18 protein-coding genes and 1 riboswitch are annotated in these 16,657 nt (G+C 69.1%); of the genes, 5 read left to right on the forward strand and 13 right to left on the reverse strand.

What is annotated here, in order from left to right; all coding sequences use genetic code 11:
* Nucleotides 1–35: 35 nt before the first annotated feature.
* The 6 genes from ACTWPT_RS29400 to ACTWPT_RS29425 form a co-directional block, all read right to left on the reverse strand.
* A complete protein-coding gene (locus ACTWPT_RS29400; RefSeq protein WP_443180706.1) occupies nt 36–311 on the reverse strand; it encodes a 4a-hydroxytetrahydrobiopterin dehydratase in 276 nt (91 codons plus the stop codon).
* Nucleotides 312–320: 9 nt separating this feature from the next.
* The gene (locus ACTWPT_RS29405; protein ID WP_443180707.1) at nt 321–1,169 is read right to left on the reverse strand and encodes a carbohydrate ABC transporter permease; all 849 of its coding nucleotides are present in this window, start codon (nt 1,167–1,169) and stop codon (nt 321–323) included.
* Nucleotides 1,162–2,079, reverse strand: a complete 918-nt coding sequence (locus tag ACTWPT_RS29410; RefSeq protein WP_443180708.1) for a carbohydrate ABC transporter permease — start codon at nt 2,077–2,079, stop codon at nt 1,162–1,164. The genes ACTWPT_RS29405 and ACTWPT_RS29410 overlap by 8 nt, the downstream gene beginning before the upstream one ends.
* A 4-nt stretch (nt 2,080–2,083) precedes the next feature.
* Nucleotides 2,084–3,529 carry an N-acetylglucosamine/diacetylchitobiose ABC transporter substrate-binding protein gene (gene ngcE / locus ACTWPT_RS29415; protein WP_443180709.1) on the reverse strand — a complete coding sequence of 482 codons (1,446 nt, stop codon included), beginning with the start codon at nt 3,527–3,529 and terminating at the stop codon, nt 2,084–2,086.
* 212 nt (nt 3,530–3,741) lie between these two features.
* Complete coding sequence (locus tag ACTWPT_RS29420; RefSeq protein ID WP_443180710.1) at nt 3,742–4,956, reverse strand: aminotransferase class III-fold pyridoxal phosphate-dependent enzyme; 1,215 nt, start codon at nt 4,954–4,956, stop codon at nt 3,742–3,744.
* Nucleotides 4,953–5,870, reverse strand: a complete 918-nt coding sequence (locus ACTWPT_RS29425) for a carbohydrate kinase family protein (RefSeq protein WP_443180711.1) — start codon at nt 5,868–5,870, stop codon at nt 4,953–4,955. The genes ACTWPT_RS29420 and ACTWPT_RS29425 overlap by 4 nt, the downstream gene beginning before the upstream one ends.
* A gap of 47 nt (nt 5,871–5,917) precedes the next feature.
* On the opposite strand from ACTWPT_RS29425, the gene ACTWPT_RS29430 reads away from it, so the two are divergent.
* Entirely contained in the window at nt 5,918–6,502 is a 585-nt protein-coding gene (locus tag ACTWPT_RS29430; RefSeq protein ID WP_443180712.1) for a TetR/AcrR family transcriptional regulator, read from the forward strand.
* Between the two features lie 54 nt (nt 6,503–6,556).
* Nucleotides 6,557–7,189, forward strand: a complete 633-nt coding sequence (locus ACTWPT_RS29435; RefSeq protein WP_443180713.1) for a class II aldolase/adducin family protein — start codon at nt 6,557–6,559, stop codon at nt 7,187–7,189.
* Nucleotides 7,190–7,210: 21 nt separating this feature from the next.
* Here the strand turns inward: ACTWPT_RS29435 and ACTWPT_RS29440 are convergent, their stop codons facing one another.
* Entirely contained in the window at nt 7,211–8,800 is a 1,590-nt protein-coding gene (locus ACTWPT_RS29440; protein WP_443180714.1) for a DUF885 domain-containing protein, read from the reverse strand.
* A gap of 22 nt (nt 8,801–8,822) precedes the next feature.
* On the opposite strand from ACTWPT_RS29440, the gene ACTWPT_RS29445 reads away from it, so the two are divergent.
* Complete coding sequence (locus ACTWPT_RS29445) at nt 8,823–10,031, forward strand: DUF4032 domain-containing protein (RefSeq protein ID WP_443180715.1); 1,209 nt, start codon at nt 8,823–8,825, stop codon at nt 10,029–10,031.
* Here the strand turns inward: ACTWPT_RS29445 and ACTWPT_RS29450 are convergent.
* Nucleotides 10,025–10,630 (reverse strand): NAD(P)-dependent oxidoreductase, encoded by a 606-nt coding sequence (locus ACTWPT_RS29450; RefSeq protein WP_443180716.1) that lies wholly within the window; start codon nt 10,628–10,630, stop codon nt 10,025–10,027. The two genes, ACTWPT_RS29445 and ACTWPT_RS29450, sit on opposite strands and share 7 nt — an antisense overlap.
* 54 nt (nt 10,631–10,684) lie before the next feature.
* Here ACTWPT_RS29450 and ACTWPT_RS29455 point away from each other — a divergent pair, with 54 nt between their 5' ends.
* The gene (locus ACTWPT_RS29455; protein WP_443180717.1) at nt 10,685–11,035 is read left to right on the forward strand and encodes a winged helix-turn-helix transcriptional regulator; all 351 of its coding nucleotides are present in this window, start codon (nt 10,685–10,687) and stop codon (nt 11,033–11,035) included.
* Nucleotides 11,036–11,071: 36 nt separating this feature from the next.
* On the opposite strand, the gene ACTWPT_RS29460 is transcribed toward ACTWPT_RS29455, so the two are convergent.
* From ACTWPT_RS29460 to ACTWPT_RS29470, 3 genes are all read right to left on the reverse strand, one after another.
* Nucleotides 11,072–11,911 carry an alpha/beta fold hydrolase gene (locus ACTWPT_RS29460; RefSeq protein ID WP_443180753.1) on the reverse strand — a complete coding sequence of 280 codons (840 nt, stop codon included), beginning with the start codon at nt 11,909–11,911 and terminating at the stop codon, nt 11,072–11,074.
* A 44-nt stretch (nt 11,912–11,955) separates the two neighbouring features.
* The gene (locus ACTWPT_RS29465; protein WP_443180718.1) at nt 11,956–12,765 is read right to left on the reverse strand and encodes a hypothetical protein; all 810 of its coding nucleotides are present in this window, start codon (nt 12,763–12,765) and stop codon (nt 11,956–11,958) included.
* Nucleotides 12,766–12,937: 172 nt separating this feature from the next.
* Nucleotides 12,938–13,072, reverse strand: a riboswitch (cyclic di-AMP (ydaO/yuaA leader).
* A gap of 160 nt (nt 13,073–13,232) precedes the next feature.
* Nucleotides 13,233–13,433 (reverse strand): DUF5302 domain-containing protein, encoded by a 201-nt coding sequence (locus ACTWPT_RS29470; RefSeq protein ID WP_433005190.1) that lies wholly within the window; start codon nt 13,431–13,433, stop codon nt 13,233–13,235.
* Between the two features lie 176 nt (nt 13,434–13,609).
* Between ACTWPT_RS29470 and ACTWPT_RS29475 the strand changes: the two genes are divergently transcribed.
* The gene (locus ACTWPT_RS29475) at nt 13,610–14,596 is read left to right on the forward strand and encodes a rod shape-determining protein (RefSeq protein WP_443180719.1); all 987 of its coding nucleotides are present in this window, start codon (nt 13,610–13,612) and stop codon (nt 14,594–14,596) included.
* Nucleotides 14,597–14,738: 142 nt separating this feature from the next.
* On the opposite strand, the gene ACTWPT_RS29480 is transcribed toward ACTWPT_RS29475, so the two are convergent.
* Both ACTWPT_RS29480 and ACTWPT_RS29485 read right to left on the reverse strand, forming a co-directional pair.
* Complete coding sequence (locus ACTWPT_RS29480; protein WP_443180720.1) at nt 14,739–15,959, reverse strand: ABC transporter permease; 1,221 nt, start codon at nt 15,957–15,959, stop codon at nt 14,739–14,741.
* The gene (locus tag ACTWPT_RS29485) at nt 15,959–16,651 is read right to left on the reverse strand and encodes an ABC transporter ATP-binding protein (RefSeq protein ID WP_443180754.1); all 693 of its coding nucleotides are present in this window, start codon (nt 16,649–16,651) and stop codon (nt 15,959–15,961) included. The genes ACTWPT_RS29480 and ACTWPT_RS29485 overlap by 1 nt, the downstream gene beginning before the upstream one ends.
* Nucleotides 16,652–16,657 lie beyond the last annotated feature (6 nt).

A 16,657-nucleotide genomic window follows, 5' to 3' on the forward strand; every position in this document is an offset into this window, starting at 1 on the left:
CAACCCACTACGGTGGGTATTCTCCGTGACGCCTTTCAAGCGCCGTGTCTCGCCGCGATGCCGTCGATCATGGCGGCCAGGGTGAAGTCGAGGTCGGTGAGGCCGCCCTGGTCATGGGTGGTGAGCGCCAGATGTAGCGTGCGCCACCGGATGTCGATGTCGGGATGATGGTTGAGCTCCTCGGCCTTGACCGCGATCTCGTCGACGATGCGGATGGCGGCGGGGAAGTCGGGCGCGGTGACCGTGCGCCGGATTTCGTCGCCCTCGCGCCGCCACTCCGGCAGGGTTTTGAGCTTGCTCTCGACGTCCATGACAGCACTTTATTTCAGCGCGCCCGTGCCGAGCCCGGACTGGATCTGACGCTGGAAAACGATGTAGAGGATCATTACCGGCAGGATCGTCATACTCAGGGCGGCGAACAGGCCCGGCCAGTCCGCCTCGTACCCGGCCAAGGTGGAGATCCTGGCGATGCCCTGGGTGAGGACCCATTTGTCCGGGTCGCCGGCGAGGAGGACGAGGGGCAGCAGGTACTGATTCCACTGGCCGAGCACGTTGAAGATGGTGATGCTGATCAGGCCGGGCTTGGCCATGGGGACCATGATCTGGAAGAACGTGCGGGTGTGCGAGGCGCCGTCGATGAGGGCCGCCTCGGCGACGACATCCGGCAGTGTCCTAAAAAATGCCGCCAAGAAGAACACCGTGAACGGCAGCGAATACGCGATGTACACCAGGACCAGGCCGAGGTGCGAATTCAGCAGGCCGAACTGCTTGACGACGAAGAAGAGCGGCCCCAGCGCCAGGAAGACCGGGAACGCCAAACCGGCCACGAAGTAGTAATAGATCAGCTTGTTGCCGACGAACCGGTACCGCGCCAGCACGTACGCCGCCATCGACCCGAACACCATCGTCCCGGCCGTACCGAAGAACACGACGACAACCGTGTTGAGCATGTACTGCCCGATATGCGCCTTGTCCCAGGCCCGGCCCCACGAGTCGAGCCGCAGCGCGCCGGGCAACTGCAGCGGGTCGCCGAAGATCTCGGTGTTGGTCTTGAACGACGCCAGGAACGTCCACGCCAGGGGTGCGATGATCAGCAACGCCCAGACCGCCAGTGCCACGTGCGACAGCCCACTGAGCACGCCGGGCCGCGGCCGACCGATGTCACGCATGTTCGATCCTCTCCCGCCGGGTCGTCCGCAGGGTCAGCACGGCGAACGTCACAGTCAGGAAGAACAACGCCACGCCCATCGCGCAGGCGTACCCGACCTTGTTGTAGGCGAAGGCCGTCTTGTAGATGGTGACCGGAAGAATGCTCGTGGCCCCGTCGGGCTCGCCCTTGTCCCCCGCCAGCACCTGGACCAGCGCGAATCCGTCGAAGGCGGCGATGCCGAGGTAGATCCAGCCGACCTGGACGGTGTCGCGCAGCAGCGGCAGCGTGATCGAGAAGAACAACCGCACGCGCCCCGCGCCGTCGAGCGCCGCCGCCTCGAAATAGTCCCGCGGAATGGCGGCCATTCCCGCGGAGAAGAGCACCACATAGAACCCGACCGCCTGCCAGACCATCACCGCCATGATCGACCAGAGGGCGAGCCCCGGCTCGGTGAGCCATCCCACGGGCTCGACGCCGAGCCTGCCGAGCACGCCGTTGAGCACGCCGTCCTCGTCCGGCCGGTAGACGGCCTGGAACAACACCCCGACCACGGCCACGGCGAGCACCTGAGGGAAGAAGTAGACCACGCGGTAGAACCTCGACCCCCAGACGCCCTTCATGCCCGCGCCGCGCGTGCCGCCGCCCAGGTTCAGCAGGAACGACAGGAAGAGCGCGATGACGATGGTGACGATCGGCAATACGAGCAGCAGGATTCCGTGATTGCGCAGGGCCCGCCAGAAGACCTCGTCCTCGAACAACCGGCCGAAATTGTCCAGGCCCACATAACGTACGACCGAGGAAATTCCGTTCCAGCTCGTCAGCGAGAGCTGGAACGCCTGGATGTAGGGGCTGATGACGAAGACCGAATAGAGGGCGACGGGGACGACGAGGAATCCGGCGACGAACCCGTACCTGCGCAACCGCTCCATCGTGCTATTGGCTCCGCGTCTGCTTGGCGACGGCGTCGTCCTTCTTGATGGCGTCGGCTTTCTTCTGCATGTTGGCGCAGAACTTCTCCGGCGTGATCCGCCCGGCCATGACCACGTTGATCTGCTCGGTGCCGTAGTCGAAGAGCTCTTTGTACCAGCCTTCGAACCGGGCGTCGGTGATGATGTTCTCACCGGCCGCGTCCTGGGCCTTGGCGGCGCTGATCAGGCCGGCGGGCAGGTCCACGCCCTCGGCGGCGCCGTTCACCACCGTGAGGTTCTTGGTCTTCTCGGTGAAGCCCTTCGCGCCTTCCTTGGAGAGCATGATGCGCAGGTATTCGAGCCCGCCCTGCGGGTTCTTGCCCTTGGCGGCGACGACGAAGTTCTCGCCGACGCCGACCTGGATGGCGCCGTACGGCATCTTGTCGGCGGCGGTGACGTCGGGAATGGGGGCGATGGCGTACTGGAAGTCCAGCGGGATGTCCTTGGTCATCTCGTTCTCGATCCAGGACCCGACCGGGTAGAACAGCAGCTCGTTCTGCAGGTGCTTGATCTGGGTCTGCGTGTGGTCGAGGCCAAAGTATGCCTTGTCACCATATTTCGCCTGGATGTCGGCCCACGCCGACACCGCCTGCTTCATCGGCTCGGCGTTCCAGGCGTTGTCCACCAGGTTGTCGATGTCGATGACGACCTGGTTGCCACCGATCTTGGCGGCGGTGTAGAGCACGTTCCAGAGCTGGTAGTACGGGCCCTTCTGGCCGGGGTAGGCGAAGAGCAGGATGCCGTCCTTCTTCGCGGTCTCCCCCAGGGCCGTGAACTCGGCCCACGTCTTCGGGACCGTCCATCCCCTGGACTCGAACAGCTTGGCGTTGTACCAGAGCGCGCGGTGGGACACGGTGTAGTTCAGCACCAGGTCCTTGCCGTCGATCTTGGCGTTGTCGAGCACGGCGGGCGTGACGGTGTCGCGGACCTTCTTGCCCGGCTCGTCCATCGACGGCGCGTCGAACAGCGGGGTCAGGTCCGCCAGGTGGCCCTCGGCGGCCAGGGCGGCCAGGTCCAGCGCCTCGGGGCCCGAGTTGTTGAGCACGTCGGGCACGTCGCCGCCGACGAAACGGGGGCGGAGCTGGGTGCCGATCTGCTGGGTCGCGGTGTGCTTGATCGTCACCCCCGGGTACGCCTTCTTGTAGAGCTCCTCGTGCAGGTCCTTCGCGTACGCGTCGCCGTACCCGCCGCTGAAGATGACCACTTCGAGCGGTTTCTTGGCGTCGGCCCCGAAGGGGTTCTTCGGGTCGGCGGAGGCGGCGATCGAGGTCGCTGGGGCGGCCGTGGGATCGCCGCCCGTGCCGGCGGTGGCGCAGGCGCTCAGCAGGCCCGCGCCGGGGCCGGCCACGAACGCGGCCATGCCGATGCGGCGGAGAAGCTGACGTCGCGTGATCTCGCCCGGGTGGGTCATGGAGGCTCCCGAATTAGGAAAGTTTCCTAAACGTTTGCCCGAAAGGTACGAACGGCCCCCGACCTGCGTCAAGGGCCGCAATCGAGCCGTGACCTGGCCGTGACGCTAGCGCGGCGCCCGTGACCTGGAAGTAGACGACAGCATCGTCTACCTGCACGAAAAGGACAAGGGCGCCCGTACCATCACCAACGGTCTGCGCCGAGGGGAGGATGTCAGCCGAAGTGGGCCCGGGTCTCGGCGAAGGCCCGGTCGGTGCCCTCCAGCGCCTTGGCGACGTCGTCGTCCGTGTGCGCGGCCGACATGAACCAGTTGTGCCACGGGTGCAGATACACCCCGTGCCGCAGGCAGGCGTCGCTCCAGTACATGGCTACGGACAGGTCCGCGTCGCCGTCGAAGCTGAGCCACGGGATCGTGACCGGTCCCGTCTGATTCACCACGAAGCCGTGGGACTTGCCCTGCTCGTTCAGGCCCTCGCGCAGGAGCGTGCCCGCGCGCTCCATGGCGGCGATGCCGTCCGTGTCGCGCAGGGTCTCGATGGTGGCCTTGGCCGCCGCCATCGCAACCGCGGAGAACCAGAACGAGCCGGTCGAGTACAGCGTCTGCGCGGGCCCGCGCAGCGCGTCGGTGCCGGTCACGGCGGCGATCGGGTAGCCGTTCGCCATGGCCTTGGACCAGGCCGTCAGATCGGGCCGCACCCCGTAGGGCTCCCACGAGCCTCGGAGGTCGATGCGGAAGCCGGCCCGCACGTCGTCGATCACCAGCGCCGCCCCCAGCCGGTCGGCCAGGGCGCGGGCCCCGCGGGCGAAGGCCGGCTCGACCAGCTCCTGGTCCTCGAACGAGTCGTGCTTGAACGGTGTCACGATGATCGCCGCCACGTCCCCCTCCACGGTGGCCGCGGCGGCCTCCAGCGACTCCAGGGAGTTGTACGTGAACTCGACCAGGTCGGCCCGCTCGTTCGGCGTCGTGCCCGACAGGGAGGGCGTGCACCAGGGATCGGCCCCGTGGTACGCCCCGTGCGCCATCAGCACCTTCGTCCGCCCGGTGGCGGCCCTGGCGACCATGAGAGCCTGCGTGGTGGCGTCGGTGCCGTTCTTGGAGAACATCGCCCAGTCGGCGCTGGGGATGGTGTCCACGAGCAGCTCGGCCAGCTCCACCATGATCGCGCCGGGACCGTTGAGGCAGTCGCCGAGCGCGGCCTGACGGGCGGCGGCCTCCTCCACGCGCGGATGCCGGTGCCCGAGCACGACGGGGCCCCAGCTGCACATGAAGTCGATGTACTCGCGTCCGTTCACGTCCCACTGCCGGCACCCTTCGCCGCGCTCGAAGAACTGGGGGAAGCCGGGGGCGAAGAGGGCGGCGTTGAGATGCCCGTACATGCCGCCGGGGACGACCTTCGCGGCACGCTGGCGGAGTTCGGCGTCGTTCACGTGAGCATTCCTAGGGTGGAGTCGAGGTCGGTGAGGCCGGCGTCCGAGCCGAGGCCGGTGGCGACGCGGGCGGCGGCGGCCGTCCCCCACCGGGCGGCCGTCAGGACGTCCTGGTCGTGGAGGAGGCCGGTGAGGAAGCCGGCGCAGTACGCGTCGCCGCAACCCGTCGTGTCCACCACGTCCGTCTTGAGCGCGGGCACGTGTTCGGAGCCGGCCTCGGTGACGACGAGGCTGCCTTCCGAGCCCATCGTGATCAGTACGCCGCGCGGGCCGTCGCCGAGCAGAGCGGCCGCCGCCTCGGGGAGGTCCGTGGCGCCGGTCATGAGGAGGGCCTGGGATTCGTTCGGCAGGACGTAGTCCACGTGCGGGAGGAAGGCACGGGCCATGCCCAGTAAGTCGGGCATCTCCGACAGGAGGTCCATGGTGACGATCCTCCCGGCCGCCCGTACCTCGTCTAGGAGGGCGAAGAAGGCCGGATCCCCCAGGCCGAACGTGACGTCCATGCCACCCAGATGGATCGCTCGCGCCCCCCGCAGCACGGCGGCGTCCAGGTCCGCGTACGTCACGGAGAGGTTCGCGCCGGGCACGTGGAAGCTGGGCCGCCCGCCGTCGGGCCGGATGGGCAGGATGGAGGCGGCCGTCTGCTCTCCCGCCCTGCGGGCCAGGAACGAGGTGTCCACGCCCCGCTTGGCCAGCACCATCAGCAGGAAGTCGCCGAGCTCGTCGTCACCGATGGCGCCCATCGTGACCACGTCGTTGCCCAGCTTGACCAGGTCCACGGCCGTGCCCGCGGCGGCGCCCGCGGCGGTGAGGCGGATCTGATCGACCAGCACGGTGTCCTGGCCCTCGGGAATGTGCTCGATGGGCCTCGCGAGGATGTCGACGATGTGGACGCCGACGGTGACGACGGTCATAGTCTAAATAGACAGACGTCCGACTAAAAAGTCAATGGAGGCGACCGATGCCGAAGATCGTCGATCATGACGAGCGCAGGCGCGAGGTTTTGTCGGCGGCCCGCCGTGTGATCGTCAGGGACGGCATCGATGCCGCCACCACCAGGGCCATCGCCAAGGAGGCCGGATACTCCAACGGGGTGCTCGCGCACTACTTCGCCGACAAGGACGAGATCCTGCTGTCGGCGCTGCGCCAGTCGCACCAGCGCATAAGGGCGCGGCTGGCACGCAAGGTGGAGGGCGTGACGGGGCTGGCGGCCCTGCGCGAGCTGCTGCTGGACAACCTGCCGCTGGACGCGGAGCGCACCCAGGAGACCCGGCTGGAGGTCAGCTTCTGGAGCCGTAGCCTGGCCTCGGAGCGGCTGGCGGAAGTGCAGCGGGCAGAGGCGGCCGAGCTGCGTGCCGCCGTACGCGACCTGCTGGGCCAGGCTCGCGCGGCCGGCGAGTTGCGTGCGGACGACAACCTCGACGACCTGACCGAGCATCTGCTCGCCCTGGTCGACGGCCTCAGCCTGCACCTGCTGCTCTACCCGGGCCGGCTGACCCGCGTCGACCTCGAGCGGCTCATACTGCAGGCACTCGACCGCCTGTGAGGGAGCGACCAAGGTGATTGCTGGATATCGGACGACCGACTACATTGCGAACGTATGAGCCTCCGCGAGCAGCTGTGCGCGTACGGCCGGCGCGCCGTCGAGCTCGGCCTGGTCATCGGCACCTCGGGCAACCTGAGCGTGCGCCAGGGCGACCTGGTCGCGGTGACGCCGTCGGGGGCCGCGCTCGACCGGCTCACCCCGGAGATGTGCCCGATCGTGGACGTCGAGGGCTATCTGGTGGAGGGCGAGCTGCAGCCGTCGAGTGAGACGCCCATGCATCTGGCCGTCTACGAGACCACCGACGCGCAGGCCATCGTGCATACGCACTCGGTGTTCGGGACCGTCGTGGCGACCACGATGACCGAGCTGCCTCCGGTGCACTACAACGCGCTGCTGCTGGGCGGTGTGGTCAAGGTCGCCGAGTACGCCACGTACGGCACCCCTGAGCTGGCCGCCAACGTGCGGGCGGCGCTGGAGGGCAAGCAGGCCGCCCTGATGGCCAACCACGGCGGGGTGACCATCGGGGCGACGCTGGAGCAGGCGTTCGAGGCCACCCGGCTGCTCGAGTGGCTCTGCGAGGTCTACGTGCGGGGCCTCGGCGTGGGCAAGCCCACCATCCTGACGGAGGAGCAGCTGGCCGCCGTGGTCGAGCGCTCGTTCAACCCGCCCCAGTTCCCCCGGCGCTAGGCCAGGGCCGTGCTCATGGCCTCACTCCGTGAGGCGGGCTCCTTCGCCATGTGCCGCCTGCTCGGCCAGACCCAGCGGCAGGCCGCCGGATCCCGCGATCTTGTCGTGGAACTCCTTCAGCGAGCCCTGGAACGACGCGCGGATGCGGTCGATCTCGATGGCGCCGGTGAGGTAGGAGGGCGCCTGCGTGGGCCACGCGCAGTAGCGGTTCACCTCGCCTTGGGCGGTGCCGGGCGACAGCGAGGCCTTCGTGGCCATGAACGTCTCGGCCTCTTCGATCGACATGTCCTCGCAGTGCAGCGCCGTGTCCACGACGATCCTGGCGGCGCGGAAGATCCGGCAGTCCAGGTGCGCCAGCTCGGTGGCGGGGGTGTCGAAGTAGCCCTGCTCGTGCAGGAGCTTCTCGACATACAGGGCCCAGCCCTCGGTGAAGTACGAGGTGCGGAAGACCTTCCTGACCGTACGCGGGTTGCCCGCCATGTACGACAGATGCCAGTGGTGCCCGGGGTACGCCTCGTGGACGGCGATCGACGGCATCTGGGCCCGCGAGTTCGTCCGCAGGCGCTGGCGCACCTGCTCGGGGGTGAAGTCGTCAGGCGTGTACGGCACGAAGAAGACGCCGGTCCGCGAGCTGGCCAGCGGCGGCGGCGACAGGTAGTGGGCGACGGACAGGATCGGCCGGGTGTACTCGGCGGACGGCAGCACGTGGCACTCCTCGCCGTCGGCGAACGTCACCAGGTCCCGCTCCCTGACGAACTCCCGTGCCCGCTGGGTCTCCGCCTCGTACTCGGCGCGCATGTCCGCCAAGGTCGGCGGATGGTCGTCCATGAGGGACTCCATCGCGGCCCGCCAGTCCTCGGTTCCGTTGACCCGGACCGCTACCTCCCGCATCCTGGCGTCCAGTTCGGCCCACGCGCTCCTGCCCTTCTCGTGGAGCTCGGCGGCGCCGTACCCGAGGAGCTCGCGCTCGCGCAGCAGCGTGGAGTACAGCCGCTCCCCCATCCGCCAGGTGCCGCCGCACTGGAAGGACTCGAGGAAGGTGACAAGCTGGTCGAACGCCTCGGCGGCCGGCTCGGCCGCGGCCGCCAGCTTGGCACGCAACTCGGGGTCCTCGACCATGCCGGGGATCGTCCTGGTGAGGAAGTTGCGGCCGGTGCGGGCCTGGCCGAGACCCCGCTGGACCAGCAGCGGCGCCGCCAGGTCGGGGTCGAGGTTCGCCCAGCACGCCGCCAGCACGCCGGGAACCTCCGCTAACCGGGAGATCGCGGCCGACACCAGCTCGGGCTCGGGCTTGAGGCGCCGCTGGAACGGCGTGTACATGGAGCCGAAGATCGGCGAGAGGTAGGCCGCGGGGTCGCGGCGCCACTCGGGCCAGGACGCCAGCGCGATGGACCCTCTCAGCTGCGAGAGGACAAGGTCTCTGTCGATCGCGTCCTCGAGGGACGCGGCCTCGGTCGCCGACAGGCGATCCAGCCAGCGGATCTCCTCCTGCTCGCGAGCGGCCCAGGCGGAGGCGGTGAAATCGCCGAGGGTGTGATCGTAGCCGTCGGCTCCCAGGAGGCTGGCGACGACGGGACGGTCGGAAAAGTACCACTTGAGAAACTCGTCCACCGGTGCACCTTATCCTGAGCAAATGCCCCTGCAGATGACTGGCGCGCTCGGCGACCCCGACCTCATTCGCCTTCCCTGGGACGTCCCTCTAGCCGACTGGCCAAAACACCATCTGGTCGATCTCCCGCGCGGCATCTCGCGGCACGTGGTGCGCTTCGCCCGGCTCTCGGGCAAGGTGTACGCGATCAAGGAGATCAGTGAGCGCTACGCCAAGCGCGAATACCAGTTGTTGTGGGACCTGGCCCGGCTGGACGCGCCGGCCGTGGAGCCGGTCGCGTACGTCACCGGCCGCGAGGACGGGCTGGACGCGGCCCTGATCACCAGGCACCTGCAGTTCTCGCTGCCCTACCGCGCCGTCATGTCGGGCACGCTACGCCCGGACACGCTCACCCGGCTGCTCGACGCCCTGGCCGTGCTGCTGGTGCGGCTGCACCTGAACGGCTTCTACTGGGGCGACTGCTCGCTGTCCAACACGTTGTTCCGCAGGGATGCGGGGGCGTTCGCGGCGTACTTGGTGGACGCCGAGACCGGCGAGATGCACCCGATGATCAGCAATGGCCAGCGGCTGGCCGACATCGACTCGGCGCACACCAACATCTTCGGCGAGATGCTCGACCTGGAGGCCGGCGGGCTGCTGCACCCGTCCGTCGACCCCATGGAGACCGCCGAGGACGTCGTCGCCCGCTACCACCGCCTGTGGGACGAGATCAACGAGAGCGAGATCATCGAGGAGGTGGACTGGCACCGCGTGGAGCAGCGGATCAGGCGGCTCAACCTGCTCGGCTTCGACGTGGCCGAGATGATGGTGCGGCGCAAGGTCGGCACCGGGCGGCTGATCGTCCGTCCCAAGGTCGTCGACGCCGGGCACCACCAGCGGCGCCTGCTCCGGCTGACCGGACTCGACGTGGAGGAGAACCAGGCGCGGCGGCTGCTCAACGACCTCGACGGATTCCGGGTGGCCAAGGGGCTGCGGCACGAGGACGAGGCCATCGTGGCGCACAAGTGGCTGGCGGAGGTGTTCCAGCCGACGGTCGAGGCCATCCCCGTGGAGCTGCGCGGGAAGCTGGAGCCCGCGCAGCTGTTCCACGAGATACTCGACCACCGCTGGTACCTGTCCGAGCAGGCCGGCGCCGACGTCGGGCTGGAGGCGGCCGTGAAGTCGTACGTGGACAACGTGCTCGTCCACAAGCCCGACGAGAAGGCGCTGCTTCCTGACGACGCCCCTCAGTAGGCCACCGTGATGCGCTGGCGGAGGTGGGCGCCGTTCTCCAGCTCGTCCGCGATGGCCACTGCGTAGTCCTCGGCGCTGATGAAGCTGCGGCCCACGGCGTCGGTCAGCAGGTAGTCGTGGCCGATCCGGTAGACGCCGGTACGCTCACCCGGCGCGATCTCGGCGGCCGGCGAGATGTAGGTCCAGTCCAGGTCCTCGACCGGGAAGAAGAGGCCGAGCGCCGAGCGCTGGGCCAGCGCTTCCTTTTTGTAGATGTCGGGGAACTCGGGCGTGTCGACCAGGTCGAGGTCGGGCGTGACCTTGAGGCTGCCGGCGCCGCCGACGGCGATCAGGCGGCGCACGCCGGACTCGCGTACGCCCTCGATCAGGGCCCGGTAGGCGTCGAGGAACGGCCCCTCCGGCTCCGTGCCGTCCCGCGGCGGGGAGATGGCGCTGACCACGGCGTCATGCCCCTTGGCCAGCGTGGCGGCGTCGTGGACGTCGCCCTTGACCGGGCCGCCGGAACGGCTGACGCCGGTCACTTCATGCCCGCGGTTGGTGAGCTCTGCGGCGATGCGCTGGCCGATCATGCCGGTCGCGCCAAAGAGAAGAATCTTCATGCCGGCAAGAGTATCCATCGGATACTGGTTACTTCATCGTGCTATAAGTACCTTATGGATACCGGTGATGTCTTCGACCCCAACTGCCCGACCAGGGTGGTTCTGGATCGGATTGGAGACAAGTGGTCGGTGCTGGTATTGCTCAGCCTCATCAGCGGGCCGATGCGGTTCACGAAGCTGCGGGCCCGGATGGGTGGGGTCACGCCCAAGGTGCTGACACAGACGTTGCGGGCCATGGAGCAGGACGGGCTGGTCACGCGGGAGGTGTTCGCCGAGGTGCCACCGCGGGTGGAGTACACGCTGACGGATCTCGGGCGTTCGCTGCACGAGCCGGTCTCGGCGGTGGCCACGTGGGCGGAGCGGAACGTGGCCGGCATTCTCCGGTACCGCGAGAAATCCGCCTGAGCGGCCCGCATCCCGGCGCGGGCCGCCGCCGAGCTTTCAGGCGCTCGTGAGCTTGGTGATCTCGCTGACGATGTCGGGCCAGAGGGGGCGCGGCAGATCGTGGCCCATGCCGGGATAGGTCACCAGCCTGGCGCCGGGGATGGCCGCCGCCGTGGCCTGACCGCCCGCCACGGGGACGAGCAGGTCCGCCTCGCCGTGCAGGACCAGCGTGGGCACCTTCACCTGGGCGAGCGATTCCGTGCGGCCGCCCGAGGCCATGATGGCCGCCAGTTGCCTGGCCGTGCCCGCCGGATCGAAGCACCGGTCATAGGCCATCCCGGCCATCTCGGTGATGCGCTCGCGATCCAGGTCGTAGCCGGGCGATCCGATGATGGACCAGGTCCGCAGCGCCTGCTCCAGCACGCCGTCGCGGTCGTCGGGCGGCGTGGCCATCAGCACCGCGAGCGCCTCCGCGGTCGGCGGGGCGACCTCCGGGCCCGGCGTCGACATGATCGAGGTCAGGGTCAGCACCCGTCCGGGATGCCGGATGGCGAGGGTCTGGGCGATCATCCCGCCCATCGACGCGCCGACCACATGGGCGGCGGGCCGGCCGAGGACGTCCATGAGGTCGGCGGCGTCGTCGGCCAGGTCGTCGAGCAGGTACGGCGCGGGCTTCCCCGCTTGGGGGACACCCGCGTCGTGGAAGTGCGTGGACAGGCCCGCGTCGCGGTTGTCGAACCGTACGACGTGGTGGCCCTGCTCCGCCAGGAGCCGGCAGAGCCCCTCATCCCAGTGGATGAGCTGAGCGCCGAGCCCCATGATGAGGAGCAGGGGTCGTCCTGCCGGTGAGCCGAAGGTCTCGTAGGCGATGTCGATGCCGTTGACGGCTGCGCGCATGGTCACGGAGACCAGAATGACATTCTGGTCTCCGTGTCGTAAAGTCAGCGCCTGATGAGCCTGCGCACGCGCTTGTGGCCGAGCACCGCGCCGCCCCCGGCCATGGCCAGGGCACCCGCGAGGAGGACGCCGCCCACGGCGCTCGACTCCTCGGCCTCGGTCTTGGACGCGACGGCGTTCTCCGGCGGAGCCGCGACCGCCTTGCCGCCGGCGGGCTCCTCGGCGGGCTTGACCTCGGTGGACTTGACCGCGGGGGGCTTGAGCTGGGCAGGCTCCTCCTCGGCAGGCTTCTCCTCGGCCACGACCGTCGGAGGCTTGGCCGGGTTGGTGTCCTTCCTGGCCCATGCGCCGGTGGAGAAGGGGACCGGGTAGTTCTTCTTGCCGACGCCGTTGCCCCACTTGGTGATGACATAGTCGACGTCGATGTGACCCTGGCCGCCGACGCCGTCCACGCTGAGCGTGTTGGGGTTGAACCTGCCGCCCGTCAGCTCCGCGAAGGTCTTGGCGTCCAAGTCGAGCATGATGCCACGGTTGGAGGGCACGCCCGGACCGCGGTCGCCGACGAAGAAGGGGAGCTTCTTGCCCTTGTAGACCACGTATCCCTCGGTCAGCAGCGGCCAGCTCGGACTGGCGGCCAGCCCTTTCTGCATGGGCTTGCCGCTGGCGGGCATCCCCGTGTCACCGTTGCGGCCGGAGCCGTCGTCCCAGTAATAGGACGCCGTGGTCGAGCCCTTGAGCAGTACCTTCTCGTCGGTGTCGGAATCGGCGTGGGCCGCCGTACAGGCGATGGCCACAACGGTGGTGGCGGAGGTGGCGAACAGGGCGCAGGAACGCAGGCCAAAACGTGCAGACATGGGGCAGTGAGGTCCTTTGCGAGGGGTCAGGGACACGCGCTCCCGGAAAAAGGGCATAGCAAGGCAGAACGCCGAACGGGGGTTACTACGCGGAGCGCGAAAGGAGCCTGGGAAAAGGGCCGATCAGCCGGAGGCCGGCACGACGCTGTCTGGGGGTACGTACATCAATGCGGTGTCCTCTCCATCACGCCTACCGGGTTAGCTGACGGGTTCGGGCGGTGGAGATGCCCTACCGGCACGTGGCCGGATTCACCCCGAGGGATGGGTCCCCGGTTCCCGATCTATCGGGACTCGGCTAGGTAATGGCCCACACTTTAACCACGTATTCCGGACACACGCAAACAAATCATCATGAATCCGTCGAAAGATCTACCTAAGGATGTAAAGGCCCAAATCGGGCGAAGATCGGCCTCCGCGGGCATAGAAAAAGGGGGCACGGCCTGCCGTGCCCCCTCGCAATCCCAGCCTCAGCCGCCGCTCTTGCGCCTGAACGATCTTTTACTCGCAGCCGGACCGTGCGCCCCGTGGATCTTCGATGGGTCACCGCCCCTGCCACCCGCGCCCGAGCCCGCGTGCTGGTTGCGCTTGCGCTCCAGCGCCTCGCGGAACTTGCGCTTCATCTCGTCCTCGGAAGTTTCGCTGTTTTCCGGCTCGGGTGTATCCGCCATGAGGACCTCCATGGTGTTTGGGGACAATCACAGCTTCGCACGACGTCGGCCATGGCACGAAACTGGGGCCGCCGCGTGGCAGGTCGGCGCCTGGAGCAAAGGCGAACCGTTCCTGGTATTGCGTTGGTGCGCACCAGGGAAGCAAAGCGACATGATGGTCAACCCCCGGAGCGGCGATGAGTGTCCTCGGCCATGACCTGGCGATGGATCTGGGGGCGGCGTGCACCCGGATCTACGTCAAGGGCAAGGGCATCGTGCTGAACGAGCCCTCGGCCGTCGCACGCGACGCCGAGACGGGCAAGGTCCTCGGGTACGGCGCGGCGGCCCTCGACGCGCCCTGCGAGACGTGCTGGCCGATCAGCGACGGCCTGCCGGTCGACAGTGAGCTCACCCGGCGCCTGATCCGGTATTTCGTCCGTAAAGTGCACGGGCATCCGTTCGCCCGGCCGCGTGTGGTCCTGGCGCTGCCCGACGGTTGCACGCGGATCGACCGGGCGGCGCTGCGCGACTTGGCGTTCGAGGCGGAGGCGCGGGACATCCTGCTGATCCCGCACGCGCTGGCCGCCGCGCTCGGCGCGGGCGTGCCGGTCAAGGACTGCGCCGGGCGGATGGTCATCGACATCGGGCGCGACGCGGCCAGGATCGCGGTGCTCTCGTACGGGGCCGTCGTGGCCTCCGGCACGGTGCCGGTCGGCGGCCACGCCATGAGCAGGTCGATCGCCCGCCTCGTGGAGCGCGAGCACGGGCTGCTGATCGACGAAGGCGAGGCGGAGGCGGCGAAGCGCCGCGCAGGCTCCGAATGGAAGCCGCTGGACCGGCAGGTGCTGGTCCGCGGCAGGGACGTGGAGACCGGGCGGGAGCGCACAGCGGCACTCCCGGTGCAGCTGATCTATGAGGCGACCAGACAGCCGGTCGAGACCATCGAGCGGGCGGCGGTCGGGATCGTGGAGCACTGCCCGGCGGAGCTGGTGGCCGACCTCGGGGAACGGGGTGCGGTGCTGGTGGGGGGTGGCGCGCTGCTACGCGGGCTGTGCCGGCGGCTGCGTACCGCCTTGTGCATGCCGGTGCGCCGGGCGGAGCGGCCGCTGGAGTCCGTGGCTCTCGGGCTCGGACATTGCGTGGACGACCTGGGACTGATCGCCAAGCTCAGGGGCGCCAGGTGACGCCACGGTGCAGCGGGCCGCGGCTGGCCGCCCGAGCAGTGGGAGGAGTGGGTCAACCGGACGCCGGCCGCCCAGCTCCTCCGGCCCGAATAGGGCGACGGCCCACGCCCGGTCAGGCGGACGAGGGCCGAACGCACCCCGGCTATGGCGTGGAGAGTGCCTCTGTCGGGGACAGGCGGGAGGCCCTGACGGCCGGATAGAGCCCGGCCATGGCGCCGATGGCCAGCGTCGCCGCGAGACCGCCGACGGTGGCCCAGGCCGGGACCACGGAGGGCCAGCCGCTGTAGAGCGCGTACCCCATGGTGACGGCGGTGCCGAGGAGCACACCGCCCGCTCCGCCCATCGCCGACAGCAGCAGCGACTCGGCCAGGAACTGCGTGCGGATCTGGCCGCGGGTCGCCCCGAGCGAGCGGCGCAGCCCGATCTCCGCGCGGCGTTCCAGCACCGAGATGACCATCGTGTTGGCCACGCCGACACCGCCCACGAGCAGGGCCACCGCGCCCACGCCCAGCAAGAGGTTGGCGAACGCCTGGCTGGTCGCCTGCTTGGCGGCCAGCGCGTCGGACGGGCGGGAGACGTCCACCTCGTTCGGCGCCTCCGGGTTGGCGGTGCCGGCCAGGACCTGGCGTACCGCCTCCAGCTTGGCCTCCTCCGAGCGGGTGTAGAGCGTCGTCGGATGCCCGTCGAAGTCCAACCGCTCCTCGGCCACCGGCCAGCCCACCATGACGGCACTGTCCAGGTCCGTGGCGAGCGCGACCGGGTTCAGCACGCCGACGACGGAGAAGCGCTGGCCGCCGACGACGACCTGCGTGTCCTGGCCGACCGAGCCGACGCCGAGCCGCTGGGCGGCGGCCGAGCCGAGCACGGCGGCCGGGTACCGTTCGGTGGCCTGGTTGAGCCAGGTCCCGCTGCGTAGCGTCGCGCCGACGGTGGCGGGCAGGTCGAGGCGGGCGGCGTACGTGGACAGGCCGCCGGTCTGGGCCTCGGGAATCTGCTCGGACCGGTAGACCTTGGCCTCGGAGATCTTCGCCACCGCGGAGGCGGCCTGCACCGGCCCGATGCGCTCGATCATCGCCTCGGCGTCCTTCGGCATCTGCGCCGCCTCGCCTGCGAGCGTGGTGCCCGACGTGACGGTGAGGAGGTTGGTGCCGAGGGCGGAGAGCGTGCGGTCGAGCTCGGCGCCCGAGGAGGACGAGAGCCCGACCACGCCCACCATGGCCGCGATGCCGATGGCGATGCCGAGCGCGGACAGGAACGCCCGCAACGGGCGCGTCCGCAGGCCGACCGCGCCGACCCGCATGACGTCGCCCAGCCGCATGCCGGCCGGGGCGAGCTTGGGCCGCTTCACCTCGACGACGGCCATCACGCCACCCCTGATTCGACCATCTCCGGCACCGTGCTGTCCGCGATGATCTCGCCGTCCCGCATCCGCACCTGCCGGGGCAGGCTGGCGGCGATCTCCCGATCGTGCGTGATGATCACGATGGTGGTGCCAGAGGCGTTCAACTCGTGCAGCAACTCCATCACTCCCGTGCCGGACACGGAGTCCAGCGCCCCGGTCGGCTCGTCGGCCAGCACCAGCGGCGGCTCGCCCGCCACAGCCCTGGCGATGGCCACGCGCTGTCGCTCGCCACCGGACAACTCGTGCGGCTCGTGGTCCATCCGGTGCCCGAGACCGACCCGTTCGAGCGCGGCGGCCGCCCGCCGGCGCCGCTCGGACCTGCTCATCCCGGTGTAGATGAGGCCGTCGGCCACGTTGTCCAGTGCCGGGACCTTCGCCGCGAGGTGGAAGTGCTGGAAGACGAAGCCGATCGTGGTGGCGCGCAGCGCCGAGAGCTGGCCGTCGGACAACTTCGACACGTCGTAGCCGTCGATGTGGATGGTTCCCGAGGACGGCCGGTCGAGGGTGCCGACGACGTTGAGCATGGTCGACTTCCCCGACCCCGACGGGCCGGCGATGGCGACGAGCTCGCCGTGCTCGATGCGCAGCGACACCGAGTTCAGCGCCGTCACCCCACCGGGGTAGGACTTGGACACATCCGTCAGCGAGATCATGGGGTA

This window comes from Nonomuraea sp. 3N208, from assembly GCF_052245935.1.
Taxonomy (GTDB): Bacteria; Actinomycetota; Actinomycetes; order Streptosporangiales; family Streptosporangiaceae; genus Nonomuraea.